This window comes from Pseudomonas sp. S11P7 (genome assembly GCF_023195435.1).
Taxonomy (GTDB): domain Bacteria; phylum Pseudomonadota; class Gammaproteobacteria; order Pseudomonadales; family Pseudomonadaceae; genus Aquipseudomonas; species Aquipseudomonas fluorescens_G.
In genome coordinates this window covers 1663766-1679040 of the sequence record NZ_JALPKS020000002.1, presented here as the reverse complement: position 1 = coordinate 1679040, position 15275 = coordinate 1663766, and the positions used below count along the sequence as shown (strand labels likewise).

7 protein-coding genes are annotated in these 15275 nt (G+C 57.1%); 6 read left to right on the top strand and 1 reads right to left on the bottom strand.

Going from position 1 to position 15275, the window contains the following annotated elements:
• From M0746_RS07765 to M0746_RS07740, 6 genes are read left to right on the top strand one after another with little or no spacing between them, the layout of a single operon-like run.
• Positions 1–4056 carry a neuraminidase-like domain-containing protein gene (locus M0746_RS07765; RefSeq protein ID WP_258448702.1) on the top strand — a complete coding sequence of 1352 codons (4056 nt, stop codon included), beginning with the start codon at positions 1–3 and terminating at the stop codon, positions 4054–4056.
• The gene (locus tag M0746_RS07760; RefSeq protein WP_258451450.1) at positions 3956–4864 is read left to right on the top strand and encodes a Tc toxin subunit A-related protein; all 909 of its coding nucleotides are present in this window, start codon (positions 3956–3958) and stop codon (positions 4862–4864) included. The genes M0746_RS07765 and M0746_RS07760 overlap by 101 nt, the downstream gene beginning before the upstream one ends.
• On the top strand, positions 4861–5097 hold the full coding sequence (locus tag M0746_RS07755; RefSeq protein ID WP_258448701.1) for a hypothetical protein: 237 nt from the start codon (positions 4861–4863) through the stop codon (positions 5095–5097). Before M0746_RS07760 ends, M0746_RS07755 begins: the two co-directional genes overlap by 4 nt.
• Positions 4986–8660 (top strand): SpvB/TcaC N-terminal domain-containing protein, encoded by a 3675-nt coding sequence (locus tag M0746_RS29175; RefSeq protein ID WP_258451449.1) that lies wholly within the window; start codon positions 4986–4988, stop codon positions 8658–8660. The genes M0746_RS07755 and M0746_RS29175 overlap by 112 nt, the downstream gene beginning before the upstream one ends.
• Positions 8642–9430, top strand: a complete 789-nt coding sequence (locus tag M0746_RS07745; protein WP_258448700.1) for a hypothetical protein — start codon at positions 8642–8644, stop codon at positions 9428–9430. The genes M0746_RS29175 and M0746_RS07745 overlap by 19 nt, the downstream gene beginning before the upstream one ends.
• Before the next feature lie 45 nt (positions 9431–9475).
• Positions 9476–12403: an RHS repeat-associated core domain-containing protein gene (locus tag M0746_RS07740; RefSeq protein WP_258448699.1), complete on the top strand. Its 2928-nt coding sequence runs from the start codon at positions 9476–9478 to the stop codon at positions 12401–12403.
• A gap of 193 nt (positions 12404–12596) precedes the next feature.
• Here the strand turns inward: M0746_RS07740 and M0746_RS07735 are convergent, their stop codons facing one another.
• Positions 12597–15239, bottom strand: coding sequence for an RHS repeat domain-containing protein (locus tag M0746_RS07735; RefSeq protein WP_258448698.1), 2643 nt, complete (start codon positions 15237–15239; stop codon positions 12597–12599).
• Between the last annotated feature and the right edge of the window lie 36 nt (positions 15240–15275).

Genomic DNA, 15275 nt, shown 5'->3' with positions numbered 1-15275 from the left:
ATGACGAACTCTTTTGACGCGCCTCTCAACGAAGCATTGCGTGACGCAATGCTCGCGCTTTATTTGCACGAAGCCGTGCCTAACGATGAATACCTCATCGAGCAAAAACTGAACCTGCAGATCAAGACAGCCAACGACCTTTATGAGTACTGGTTACTTGATGTGCTGGTCACCCAGAATGTTTCGACCAGTCCGGTAGCCTGCGCGATTGCCAGTTATCAGCAATTGATCAACGGCCTGCTCCTCAACATGGAGCCCGGTTACAGCAATGACAGCCTCACGCCCCAACAAAGCAAAACCTGGCGCGACGGGCTCAATCGCTACCCGATCTGGTCGGCGATACAGCAGTTGCACCATTTTCCAGACATTTATCTGGACCCGACCCTGCGCCTGTCCAAGACCGCCAGTTTCGAGCAGCTGGAAAACGACCTCAAGCAGGCGGAGATTCAGCCGGAGACCGTGCAGACCGCCGTGCTCGCCTACCTGGCGCGGTTTGAAGAAGTTGCCAACCTGAAAGTCTGCAACGGTTATATCGACGGTGAAGATTTCGCCAACAGCACCTATTACTTTGTCGGCAAATCACCGGCGGAAAACGCTTATTACTGGCGCTCGCTGGACATGTCGCAACGGGCAGTGAAACAACCGGCCGGCACGCCAGATGAAACCCCGGTCAAATACGACAAACCGCTACCCAACGCCTGGTCGGATTGGCAGAAGGCCAATGTGCCGATTTCCGAGAAAGCGCTGGAACATACCATTCGCCCGTGCTGGTTCAACAACCGCTTGTTCATCGTATGGGCCGAGGTTGAACTTCAGGATGATGACGCCTTTGAATCTGGAGAACCAGGGACAAGAGCTGCAGACACTCTGAAACCCCACCCACGCTTTCGCTTGTATGCCAGTTACAAGAAATACGATGACAGTTGGAGTGCGCCGCGGGCCTATGTCGAGAGTTATTGCACAACCAAGGCGCTGGTTGATCGACCAATAGAAGAGATCCAACAAGAGACCCAAACCATCGTGGTGTATGACCATTCGACGTCCCCGGAGTCGATGGTTCTCATGTTGTATTCACATTATCAGGGCAGCAGCGAACCAGGCACCGACAAATATGATTTCCTGCGAACGGTGCGTATTGACAAGAACTTCAATACGACGCCGCTGTTTCCGTTATCAGGGGCGGTGGGCGTCACCAAAGTGAATACGGTAATTCCCGCGAGAGTGGCTGAGGACAGCCAGGCCCATGTTTTACTGATTGGCAATACATTTGCCCTTCAGGAAAAAAATGCCGGGCGCTTCCAATACTGGCTGCCGTCTGGCACGCCTGAGTTTGGTAGCGTAGTGCATCAAACTCCCGCTAAAGAGATCGACACCTGGAATTTCAGTGGCTGGCAATCGCGCATCAGGACCAGCGAGAAAAATGTCGACCTTATTTACAACCGGAGCAGCTCCGACATCACGCTGACTGTAAGACTGGAATCTGGTTTTATACCTTATCGAGAACTGCAAATCCTCGTTTATGACGTCCCGGACACTGCGACCTTGTTGTTCAAGATAACGCTAAGATTCGACCCTGCCGATGTATATAACGATTGGGTGACATTGCTTCCAGGCTCAACTATCCAGCCGGTAGGCACCGACTTCATGAACGTAGACGATGCAGCTTTTTGCTTTACAGGAACGCCCGATATTATTCGAAGTCTGATTGCGGATTTCAACTTACCGACCGAGTTCAGAGTTCCTGCCACTGCAAAGGGAGGAACCGCTTGCGTGGCAGGCAAGTGGGCGAACCGGGAAATCCTCTACCACTTGATGACAGGCGCAGACGTCTTCTTCAAAACCTTCTGGCGACGTACCACCAGCGAGTCGCAAATACAGCTTCATGAACCCGCTGTTCGTAATGCCAGCGGTTCGTGGGGACACGGGTACCAGTTTTTCATTGCTCATCCTCTGTCTTTCATTCCAGACCAGCCTCCGGAAACCTTTTCCGGAATGCGCCTGCTCGCTCAAACTCAAGTGGTCGATGTCCTTCCACTGGATTCGACCCTGACCTATTCGTTCTCCATCGATCAGTCCACCTTGCAACCCGAAGGCTGGCCTGGTACATGGCCAGACGAACCCAAGGACGTGAAAATTCCGCTTATCTACGGGGTACTCGTCTACGACCGCACTCCTTTGACAAGCACACTGGTTGGCGGAGCCCTGAAAATGCTGACCGTCGGCTGGGGCGAAGTGCTCTCTGCGGCCTTGCCAAGAGCCCCCAGCATCAACGACGTGGACAACCCGTCTCTGGGGGACAGCGCTTCACTGGGCAAAGCGCAGTTCATTGACTTCAGCGGTTCAAGTATTCATCTGAGCGACGGCCATAAACCCATAGGAGGTGTCAGGGCACCTGTGCGCATGAACACCACCTTCGCCCGGCAATTGATCAACCTCGCCGAGAGCGGCATGGACAACCTGCTGAGCTGGGAAACCCAGACACAACACGCTGAACCGCCGATCCCCGACGGCCTTGGTGCGCAATCGATGGATTTTTCCGGGGCGTACTACCTGTATTTCCTAGAGCTGTTTCTCTATCTGCCATGGCTGGTGGCGTACCGCTTGAACGAGGAACAGCAATACGACGAAGCGAAACACTGGCTGGCTTATCTGTTCAATCCGGCGCGGCAAAGCGCTGACCCCGGGCATCCTGGTTATTGGCAGGCCGTGCCGCTGGAGCAACCGGTGTGGCCAGGCCCGGCAGACCCCAGCCAGGCGATTCTCTACCCTGACGATCCGCATCAGATTGCCCTGAGCTTTCCGGTGCATTTCAAAAAAGCCTTATACGGCCTCTACATCGATATCGAAAGCAATCAGGCTGACCAGGCTTATGGGGAGCTGACCCCGGACGGTCTCGCGGAAGCCAAATTACGCTATGTGCACATTCTCGATTTGCTCGGACCACGCCCCGATGTGCGCCAGGCCGACGACTGGGTACCGGTTACGCTGGAGGCATTGAGTTCGGCGAAAAATGACGATCTGCGTGAGTTCGAAAAGCAACTTGTCGCCTTGCAGCACCAGCGGCAGGAACAGCCGCCACTGCGCATCGGCACCGCCCCGCAATCCGAGCCAGCGCCACTCTTGTGTCTGCGGTCTTATGGCGCTGACACATCGCTGGCGAGCGTCGACAATCCCTATCTGCGGCGTCCGTTCAATCCCGAGTTGATCAAGCGCTGGGACCGAGCCGAGAGTCGCTTGTACAATTTGCGGCACAACCTCGACATGGCCGGCGCGCCCTTGCACCTGCCGTTGTTCGCGACACCGCTCGATCCGCGCGCCCTGCTCAATGCCTGGGGCCAGGGTTTGTCCGGCGCGGCGCTGAGTCGGTTGTTGACGCCACAGATTCCTCACTACCGCTTCAGTTTCATGTTCGCTTTGGCGCAGAACGCTGTCGACAGCGTGATCCAGTTCGGCTCGACGCTGTTGTCGCTGATTGAGCGCAAGGAGCAGGCGCAATACCTGGAACTGCAACAGCAACAAGCGTGGAATCTGGCGAAGGTGGCGGTGGATATACAAGCGCAAGCCATGAAGATTGATGAGAAAAACAAGGAGGTTTTGCTGGCGAGTCAGACGATGATCAAGGGCAGGGTTGCCTACTATAAAAAATTGGTGGACGACGGCGTCAGCGACTGGGAAAAAACGGTGACAGCATTCCATTTTCTGGGGGGCGGCTCAAGCCGCTGGCCACTTCACCCTAGCGTATGGAGAAACCCTGAAAAACGCACCCAACATCATCGGCACAGCCAGCGGTGGTGCACGTCCGGAAGGCTCATTGCGCGACGTCGCGGAAACTTTATTTGGAGTTTCATCGGGTTTTTATACCGCTGCTCAGCTCACCGACCGCCTCGAATATTTCCGGCGCCGCAACCAGGAATGGACCCAAGCCCAGGACCAGTCAAAACTCGAAGCCGAACAAATCAAAGCCCAGCTCGCCCTATTCGAAGAACAACACAAAGCCACCCAACTGCAACTGCGCCAGGCACAAACGGCACTCAACCAGGCCAAGGCCACCCATGACTTCCTGCTGAGCAGCAACCGCTTCAGCAAATCCCAGACCTACGACTGGCTCAACAGCAAGTTCGCCGGTTTCTACAGCACCGCCTTTACCACTGCGCAGTCTCTGTGCCAGGCCGCCGAAGCCTGCTGGCAATACGAGATGGGTAATTTCACCCAGTCGTTCGTCCGCCCCGGCGCGTGGAATGCCACCTACCGCGGCCTCGGTGCGGGGGAAGTGCTGAAAATGAATCTGCAACAGATGTACAGCAGCTATTTGCAGCACAACCGCCGCGATCTGGAAATCAGAAAAACCGTATCGCTTAAAGAATTGAAGGCCAAGGACCCCGATGCCTCCCTGAATAAAACCTGGGCCGAGATCAAGACTTCGCTGGAAACCGACGGCACGTGCGAATTCGAACTGACGCACAAAATGTTCGAGGATGATTACGCCGGAGAGAATCATTATCTGCGCCGCATCAAGACCATCAGCGTGACCCTGCCCGGTGTAATCGGACCTTATCAGGATATTTGCGCGGTGCTGAAACAGACTCGCAGCAAGGTAGAAATGGCGGCCAAACCGGGCAGCAATACCCGGGATAATCTGCGGGTGAGCCAGCAGATCGCCCTGTCGACTTCGCTGCAAGACAACGGCATGTTCCAGCTCAATTTCCAGGACGAACGCTACCTGCCGTTCGAGTACACCGGAGCCATTTCTGCCTGGAGCCTGACGTTTCCGAACGACAAATCTCAAGAGCTCATGCTCAAATCCCTCACCGATATCATTGTGCACGTGAGCTACACCGCGCGCTGCGAAGGCGGTTCGCTATGAACCAACAAGAGCAGCCGCAAACCCCGACAATGCAGATCAACACCCCGACCCTGCCCAAGGGCGGCGGTGCCATCCAGAGCATCGGCAAGGGCTCGGCCGGTGTGGGCACCAAGGGCACCGCATCGCTGGAGTTGCCGCTACCGATTTCCCCGGGCGCGGTTTTGCCCCTGCGCTGGGGCTCGGTTACAGCAGCGGCACCGGCAACAGCCCTTGCGGGATTGGCTGGCAACTGACGGTCAATGCAGTCACCTTGCGCACGGTCAAAGGCGTGCCAGCGTATGACGGCACTGATGAGGTGGTCGGGCCTGACGGTGACGTATGGATGCCCGAGCGTAATGAAAGCGACGGCACGCTGATTTCTCGCAGCGCCAGCTCCTACAACGGCCTGCCCCTGACCACTGCTTACACCGTCGTGCGCCACTGGCCGCGGGTCGAAGGCGCGTTCACCCTGATCGAGCATTGGTCGAGCGCCACCGACACGCCCGGTTTCTGGCTGCTCCACGGTGCCGACGGCAGTTTGCACATGTATGGCAGCACTGCCCTGTCACGCCGCGCCGACCCAGCTGATCCGCAGCGAGTCGGGGTCTGGCTGATCGACGAAAGCCTCAACACCTGCGGCGAGCACATTGTTTATCAATACAAGGCCGACACCGAAGCGCCTGTCGCACCGCAGTTTCGCGATTACCGTGCGCAGCGTTATCTCAGCCGCGTGTGCTACTGCAATGTAACCGCTGATCCGCACCTGTACGCCTGGCAGGCCGGTCGCCGGGAACCGCCGCAGTGGCACTGTCAGCTATTGTTCGATTACGGCGAGCGCAGCACCGATCTGCAACAGGTGCCGACCTTCGCGGAACAACAGACCTGGCCCGAGCGCAGTGACCCATTCTGGATTTACGCCTACGGTTTCGAATTGGGGACGCGGCGTCTCTGCCGCCAGGTGCTGATGTTTCATCAGTTTCCCGAACTGGGTGAAGACCCGGTGCTGGTGCAGCGCCTGCTGCTGCAATACCGCTGCAGTCCGCTGGGCTACAACCAGCTCAGTGCCGCGCACCAACAGGCCCATGACGGCCTCGGCCAGATCGAAAGCCGGCCACCGATGGAGTTCGCTTACAACACATTCGATCTCGAGCCGACCGTGCAGGGCTGGACAAGATTTCCCGACATGCCCGGGCTCAATGACGGCCAGCAATACCAAATGGTCGATCTGTACGGTGAGGGATTGTCAGGCGTGCTATGTCGCTATGACCAGGCCTGGTATTACCGTGAGCCACTGCGCGCAGAGGCCGGCGGCGATGAAGTCGACTACAGCGACTGGCAACGCCTGGAACATGCGCCTACGGCTGATCGCGACAAACCGGTGCATCAATCCCTGACCGACCTGACCGGCGACGGCAGGCTCGACTGGCTGCTCGTCGCGCCAGGAATGTGCGGTTATTTTACGCTCGACCCGCAGCGCAACTGGTCTGGTTTTCTGCCCTTCGATGCGTTCCCGGCCGAATTTTCCCATTCGATGGCACAAATGACGGATCTGATGGGTGACGGTCTGAGCGACCTGACGCTGATCGGTCCGCGCAGTGTACGTCTGTATGCCAACCGTCGCGCCGCCGGGTTCGCCGCCGGCGTCGATGTGCCTCATACCGAAAAAACTGCCACAGGCACAGACGATGACCTGCCCGTGCTCAGCAATTCGCCAACCGAACTCGTGGCATTTGCCGATGTGCTGGGCAGTGGTCAGCAACATCTGGTGCGCATCCGCCACGATGAAGTCAAATGCTGGCCGAATCTGGGACGTGGACGGTTCGGCAAGGGCTTCGTGCTGTGCGCCCTGCCCTTCGCCTACAGCGAGTTCAACGCGTCACAGGTGCTGCTGGCCGACCTCGACGGTTCGGGCGCGGCCGATCTGATCTACCTGGAAACCGAACGCCTGCGGGTGTTCATGAACCACGCCGGTAAAGGTTTCGAACAAGTCTCCGTCGATTTGGCCTGGCCGCAGGGATTGGCCTACGACTCACTCTGGCAGGTCAGCGCCGCCGATTTGCAAGGTGTGGGCTGCTCCAGCCTGATCGTGACATTGCCGCACATGTCGCCACGGCACTGGCGCTGCGACTTCATCAAAGCAAAGCCCTATTTGTTGAACCGCAGCTGCAACAACATGGGCGCCAGCAGCGGCGTGACCTATCGCAGCTCGGCGCAGGAATGGCTGGACGAAAAACGCGAGCAGCAAGCCGCTGGCATTGAACATCCGGCGTCGGCGCTGCCGCTGGCCATGCACCTGGTGAGCCGGCAGACCCAGCACGATGAGATCACCGGCAACACCCTGACGCAGACTTTTCGTTATCGCGGCGGCTACTACGACCGCTTCGAGCGCGAATTTCGCGGTTTTCGTCTGTTGCTGCAAAACGACACCGAAGCAACGGTGGCCGAGCGTGCGACCATCGGCTTCACCGCCCCCATCCTCAGCAAGACCTGGTTCCACACCGGCGAGGCGATCGACCCGCCGAGAAGCGGTTACTACGCTGGCGACGTTGAAGCGGTCGAACTCAAGCCGACTTTGCTGCAGAACTACCACGTCAATGACGGTGCAGCGCAATCCTTCACTGTGGCCGATAACGACAGCGCCCGAGAGATCGCTCGCACCCTGAGCGGCCGGGTGCTGCGTTCGGAGATCTACGCGGCGGACGATAACCCGGAGACCGCCGTGCCCTATGTGGTTCAGGCGCATCGCTACGGCGCGCGGATAATACGGCCCAAAGGCAAGCATCAGCCCTACGCCGTCATTTTGCCGCTGGATCTGGAATCGCTAAGCTATCAATACGAGCCATCGCTGGCCGACGATCCGTTGTGCCGGCACCAACTGAGCCTTGAGTGGGACGCCTACGGCAGCAGCTTGCACGGTTTCACCGTGAACTACCCGCGACGCAGGGTCCCCACCGACACGCCACCGTTCAGCGATGAACATCAGCAGAGCTGGTGGCGGGACGCCCATGACAATGCCCAACAGAAATGGTATCTGAGCCAAACCAGAGCGCTACCGATCCACTTGCCGGATATCGAGGCATGGCGCCTGGGCCTGCCCTTCCAACAGCGCAACAATGTGCTGGTGCTGGAAAAAAACGCGCTGAGTGCGCAAAACATCAATCACGAACATTTTTTGCAGATGAGCCACGACGATGGCGAATGGGCGAAACAGGCCGTGTTGGCCGGCCTGTCGCTGCAGCGCTACATCAACCCGGATAACGCCCAGACGCTGGAGCCCGGTGAGGCCACCTTTGCCGGTTTACCCGGTTATCTGGAAACGGCGGAACTGGATGCCGTCGCCCTGAGCGCTTACGACAAACTCAAGAATGCCGACGGCGAAATGCCCTTCAATCTGAAAGAAAAACTCGAATCGCCAGAAGTCGGCTATCACATCATGCCGCTGTTTTTGCCGGCAGCCGCCGGGACAGCAATCGCCGATCCGGACGATGCGAAAAACTACCTGTGGTCGGTGCACCGAGGCTTCCCCATTTACCAGGGGTTCGACCGCTTTTATAACGTGGAGAAATACCGCGAAACCCGCAGTCACGGCGAAACCCTGATCAGCTATGACCCGTACGGGTGCCTGACCACCGCCGTGACCTTGCCCGACGGTTGTACCACCCGCAGCCTCGACGTGGATTACCGCACCTTCCTGCCGGCGGCCATCGAGGACGCCAACCGCAATATCCAGGAGGCGCGCTACAACGCGTTCGGCGAGCCACTGGTCAGCAGTTCCATGGCACCGAGCTGGGCGAGCCGGTGGGCTTCGACCCACTGAGCAGCTACGTGCCGCCGCCGGATCGCGATCCGATGATTGCCATTGCCGCCCCGAAAAACGCCATCGGCCGGTTTGCCAGCGCCGGTTTCTGGGACACGTTCAGCTGGATGGGCCGCGTTTCCAGCGTCACGCCGCTCACCGAGGACTGGATGACGTGGGCGAAGAGTCGAGGCTTCATACTGCCCAGCGGGCACTTGTGCGACCACGCCCGACAGCACCTCGCAGGCCTGGAAAATCCCGACGCCAACGAGACGCTGCTGCAGCAGCAGATCAACGCCGCGCAACGCGAACCGGTGTACCACGTCGCGCTATTGGCGGACCGGTACCCCGACGACCCCGAGCTGCAGGTTCGGGTCAGTATTGCCTGTCTCGACGGCTTCGGCCGCCCGTTGCAGACCAAGCAGGAAGTCGAACCGGGCAAATCCTGGCAGGTCGATGAAAAAGGCGAGTTGATCCTCGACGCCGAGGGCCAACCGATAGAAGCCGAGGTGCCGAGACGCTGGCGCGTCAGCGAACCGGTGGAGTACAACAACAAAGGTGAAAAAGTGCGGATCTACCGACCCTATTTCGCCGATCAGCCGCGCTACATCAATGACCGTTCAATGCGCGCGCATGCCTTTCATGATCAGCAGTTCTATGACGCCGCGGGCCGCCCGACCGAAACCGTGCTGGCGAAAAAAAATGCTGCAGGGCAATCAGCCGACGATGAAAAACCTGCGCCGGGAAATCTGGTACTGGATCTGGTGCAACGTGGCCTTCGACGAAAATGATTTGTTCGAGCCTCCACCGGAACAACGGAGGCGAAACTGGTGGTCATGAGTCCGGGCATCCATGCACAGACGCCGAACCTCGCCGCCATCGACAGTCGTGGTTTGCCGGTGCGCCAGGTGGCCTATTGGCGCGAGGACGCCAGCGAGCCTGAGGCGCGCATCACTACCCGTCACCATGACGCTGCCGGGCGGTTGGTGGCGCAGCGAGATCCACGTTTGTTCGCCGACACGTCAGCCCCGGCCAACCTCATCACGGTGTATTCACTGACCGGACAGGTCCTGACTACGCAGAGTGTCGATGCCGGGTGGCGCGTCAGCCTGTTGGGTGAAGCGCGTCAAGCGCTGCACGGTTGGGATGGCCGTGGCAGCCAACGCACAATCGAGTACGACGAACAACGGCGGCCACTGGCACTGTTTGAACACGCCCGCGACGGCCAGCCTTTGTGCGCGGAGCGTTATGGTTATGGCGGCAGCGATCCGGCGTTCGCCACACGTAACCAGTGCGGGCAACTGATACGGCACGATGATCCGGCCGGCACACAGTTGTTCGAACAGTTCGGATTGACGGGTGGGGTTGTGCAGCAGACTCGGCATTTTCTGAGCAAGCTGGAAGATCCAGACTGGCCAGCGCTTGCGAACGAGCGCGATGATTTGCTTGAAACAGGAATGGGTGCAAGGACCACTTGGGATTTCAGTTCGATGGGCGAACAGATCAAACAGACGGATGGCGAGGGGAACCAGCAGTTCTTCAGATACACGCTCACCGGTCAGTTGCGCGAGGCCGGTGTACAGCTGAAAGCTGATATCAGTGCAACAGCCCTGATTAGCGATATCCAATATAACGCCAGCGGTCAGGTCCAAAAGGAATCTACCGGCAACGGTTTGATCAATTATTTTCATTACGACATCGAAGACGGCTGTCTGAATCGCAAACTGGCACGGCTGGGCGAGAATAAACCTTTACAGGATCTGCGTTATGCGTTCGATGCGGCAGGTAACGTCACCCGCATCGAAGACGCTGCCCTGCCGTGCCGTTTTTTTGCCAATCAGCGAATCGAACCGATCAACTATTACCGCTACGACAGCCTTGCCCGACTCATCGAAGCCACAGGCTGGGAAGCGAGTCCCAGGAACCATGGCCCGTCTTCATCCCCCGATAATCCCACCGCCGCCAGTCATTATCGCCAGCATTATCGCTACGACGCCGGGCATAATTTGTTGGAGCTGATTCACGTTGGTACGCAAAACCCGGGGCATCGTCTGGTCGCCCATGCTCACGGTAACCGCTGCCTGCCGGTACGCGAAGGCGTGGAACCAGAAGACGAAGACTTTCGCCGAAGCTTCGATGCCAACGGCAATCTGCTGACCCTGCAACCCGGCCAAGTACTGCATTGGAATGTGCGCAATCAATTAAGCGAAGTACGAGCGGTAAAACGCAGAGGCACTGACGACGACTGTGAACGTCATGTCTATCGCGCCGACGGCATGCGCGTGCGCAAGGTGCGCGCGCTACAGACCCATAGCCAGACCAACATTATCGAAACCCGTTATTTGCCTGGGCTGGAAATTCACACTCACAGTGGTACTGGTGAGGAGCTGCATGTCATCGTCGTCTCGACCGGAGGCGGTAGTACACGTGTACTGCATTGGCCGAGCGCCCCTCCAGCGCCGATCACCAACAATCACCAGCGTTACAACCTGACGGATCACTTGGGTTCCAGCACTGTTGAACTGGATCAAAACGCCAACGTCATCTCTCAGGAATGCTATTACCCGTTTGGCGCCACGGCGTGGTCCAACGGTGAAGCCGTGTCCGTCAGTTATAAAACCGTGCGTTATTCGGGCAAAGAGCGGGATGCGACGGGGCTTTATTACTACGGATATCGATACTACGTTCCTTGGTTCCAGCGCTGGTTAAACCCTGATCCGGCTGCAGACGCGGCCGGACTGAATTACTTTCAGTTTGTCGACAGCAATCCGGTCACTAACATTGACCCTGACGGACTGGACTCCAAAAGAGCTCGAGGATTATGGAAGTTTGCCATCGACAGCGTCTTGAATCAGCGTGAAGACCGAGACATCGTCACAATAGCTCCCGGCATAATCGCTGTCGCCCTCCAGGGAAGCGCTGAGGTTTTCGCGCAGGCGGGTATTGATCTGTCGCGCCGTTTCAAACGTGACCGAACACTTTTCTATCTATCAATTGATTCGAGTTACGAAGGCCGAATAGTCGGTGGTGATGAACCTGTACAGCTGAAAACAGCTTCTGCGGCCGATTTGAATCAGGCGATCAGTACACCTGACTCAAAGTGGACGGCCTTCCTCAACGGTGGCTTCTATAACCACGGCCAACGAGCCTCCACGCAGAACCCTTCATGGGCTTCGATCGGCACCAGCTTCATCGATGGCCAATACAAACCTTCCGTGCCCGTTCCTGCTGGCTACGCTGACACTTATGTCGATCTGAAAATGGGTGATGGATCGTTCATCCAGACAGGTCCATTGCTTGCCCGCGACGGTAGAGCTGTATTTACCCAGCAACATCTTGAGCAACCCAGGTTCCAGTTCGATTCCCAGCGCAATATCCCGGGAGAACTGGGACATGCCAACCGGCCAAACAATCGTTCGGCGATCAGCCTTGCATCCGGCCAGAGTAACGCGCCAGAGCGCACACGGTTGGTGATTGGAATCGGAGACAGTCGCCGTAGCGACGACTCCTCCGGATTTACATTGCCGGAATGGGCACAGGTCATGGCCAGAATCGACCGTTTAAATGCGGTACCAGGCTGGTCGGTCAATCTGGACGGTGGGGACTCCAGCGCGTTGGGTGTGATTGATCAATCCGATGTGGTTTTGATGGATGCAGGTGCGCCGGGCAATAAGGGGCGATCGACGGGCAACTTCATTGTGTTCTCAAAAAAACACCATGAACCCGGCCCCCACTGCGCGCGAGGTAGCCTGCAAGCGCAATGAGGCTTGCCCATGCATAGATTTTTTTGCACTTGGCTCATCCTCATAACGCCGCCTTTGGCCAGGGCCACGGTAGAGATCGTCAGACGACTGTGAAAGCACTGAGTCGGGCAAGTTTCATCGTTGATTCCTCGTTTAAGTAACTGACGGGATCAAGGTAACAATCCGAACCAACTCAGCATCTGCTTCAGATTCCTCAAAGATTTGGTTTTTCTATCCCGCCCCGCGCTTTCGGTCTTACAGCGATATAAAAACTTGGAAAATCAGCATGAGGGGAAACAGATCTTTTGACGCTGGTGGCTTCCATATCCAAAGCCTTCAAAATTTGCGCAGTATTTTTCCCATTGGGCGTTGTGAAAAAAGCTTCTTTCAACTCAATAGAATCACTTGCAAATTTCTCGGTTGCCGCCAACGTTTCCTTGTTCTTCACTTCATTACGAACCATCATAGAGGGGTAATCAGTTATACCCATATATGCAGCCTGAACCAGCTGAACATCACTTGCAAAAAACTGCTTCGTTTTGCTTTCTTTATAATTACCTCTGAAAATCCAAACTCCTGACGGGTGATATTCATTGATAAATTCGTCCTTGATGACCTGCCCGTCACTTCCATGGTCCTCAGGAAAAATCATTCTGCCAGAGCTGATTTTTACAGCGTCTATAGGCTTGTGCTCCAGAAGCGAATTGAGTTGCGTAATTCGGCCAATGTTATTCTGAAAATAATCAGAAACACGACTCAAAAATTCCTCATTGACCTTCACCGTATTAATCTCTGGGATCTGATCAGGAGCGTTACGCGGTAAGTCATTTGAGAAATTATCAACTTGATCCAGGTGCTCTTGCTTAGGCGTTACGTTGTTTGGAGGCACCGGACTAAGTCCTGTGTACTCCCGCAGGGAAACGGGCGAGTTCCTCAATACACGAAATAAATTCAACCCATCAACGTCCCACGCTGGATCCGGATTCACCCATCGCTGCAACCATGGTGCGTAATATCGATATCCATAATAATAAAGCCCGGTTGCATCGCGCTCCTTACCCGAATAACGGATGGTTTTATACTTCGCCACCAACGCACTTTTACCCGCCCAGCACGCCGTGCCACCAAACGGGTAATAGTGCTCCTGACTCAAAATTCCCGCGCCATCGTCCAATTCCAGAGTGCTGGAACCGAGATGATCACTCAGGCTGTAACGCAGTTGATCGCTTTCAGCGCCATCAGGCCAATGCAGCATTCGCACCTGATTACGCCCGGCCGCGACAATGATCACATGCCGCTCTTTTCCGTTCGCTTCGCGATGCACCTCAAGACCCGGCAGATAACGCACTTCTGATTTCAGGTCTTGCCCGGAGGTCTGGCTGAGGCGTGTTTTGCGCAAGCGATGGCCGGGTCGGTCGTAGACATACACTTCGTCGTCATCCGGCTCGTCCTGGCGTTGCACCAGCGTCACTCGTCTCAATTGATTGCGCACATCCCAGCTCATGGCCTGTCCGCGCTGCAATTGCAACTGATTGCCAGCGAGATCAAATCCTTCCGAAATCTGCGGTTCTCCCGGCAGCGAGGCATCGTCGCGCTGCCCCAGACTTCGATTGCTGTAAGCAGAGGTAAACATCGAAAAACCCGGCGCATCGCTGTGATGACGGGCGAGCAGATTGCCCGCCGCGTCGTAATTGAATGTCTGGATGTAGTTGCGCCGCTGATTCGGGTCCAGCGGTGTGGGCAGCAGATCCGGTAATGCCGGGCCATGGCTCGGCTGGCTGACTTCCCAGCCTTTGGCCTGAACCAGTTGATACAGGCTGTCATAGCGATAGCGGCTGACCGGCTCGATGCGCTGCTGATTGAAGTAAGTCACGGCCTGGGTTTTGTCTTCGAGGCTGACGATATTGCCCACCGGGTCGTAGACGTAGTGCAAATTCTGCAAGGGCGTTTGTTCGCCGACGGCTGCGCTGAGCTTCAGCAGCCGACCATCCTCAGGGCTGTACTCTGCGCGGGTCGTGACACCATTACCGGTGGTCTCATGTTCGATCTGCTCGTGCGCGTTGTAACGGATAGCCGTGACCAGGCATTTGGGTTGCCTATCCGCGCCGGCCGGGTGAAGCCACAGCGCAGACAGTTTGCCCGCCACGTCGTGATGGAAGGTTTGGGCATTGCCCATGGCATCGGTCTGCTCTTTCAATTCGCCCGTGGGAAAGAAAACGTAGCGGGTGACGTAGGACTGCGCCTCCAGAAACACATCACGACGTTCAGGGTCGCCAGGCCAGTCGGGCAGATCGAGGTCCGTCAGCATGCGCCGCGATTCGACCAGTTCGGCACCGGCCAGACCATAGTCGTTAATGAGCCGGGACCCTGCCGGGTCATCATGGCGGATCAGGCGACCGCACTGATTGTGCCGGGCATAGACATCATCCGCATCGGCATAGCTCAATCGCTCAACCACACGAGGCGGTTCGCCACGGGCCTGCTCCCTCACAACAATCGGGCGCTGCAGGTCGTCATAGTCGCTATTGCATTCGCTACCTCGGGCGTCCCAGGAGCAACGCAATGAGCGGGCCTGATCCGGCAGACTCAACTGCCACCCGGCATCGACGCTGTCCGTCAGCAATGCCTGCCCGCTCAATCCGTACGTGGTAGCCAGGTTCGGCTTCGGCGCCGTTCCCCACAATCGCGGATCCCACGATGCCACCTGACGCCCCGCTGCATCGAACACATGCCGGGTAATGCGCGGGTCGATGTCGGGCGAATCCGGATGCCGGCAATAGCCGACGCTGCGGATCATCAGCGAGCGGGAATCGATGACCGATAGCGTCGGCGTAGCGGTGTCGTGATGAACATCCATGGCCACAAGCGTCCTTTCTCACCTTTGAGTGAAGAA

What these genes read in the sequence shown, in the direction of transcription:
- M0746_RS07735 (WP_258448698.1), bottom strand. Translation starts at nt 15,239, where the DNA reads ATGGATGTTCATCACGACACCGCTACGCCGACGCTATCGGTCATCGAT.
- M0746_RS07755 (WP_258448701.1), top strand. Translation starts at nt 4,861, where the DNA reads ATGAACCAACAAGAGCAGCCGCAAACCCCGACAATGCAGATCAACACC.
- M0746_RS07740 (WP_258448699.1), top strand. Translation starts at nt 9,476, where the DNA reads ATGAGTCCGGGCATCCATGCACAGACGCCGAACCTCGCCGCCATCGAC.
- M0746_RS07765 (WP_258448702.1), top strand. Translation starts at nt 1, where the DNA reads ATGACGAACTCTTTTGACGCGCCTCTCAACGAAGCATTGCGTGACGCA.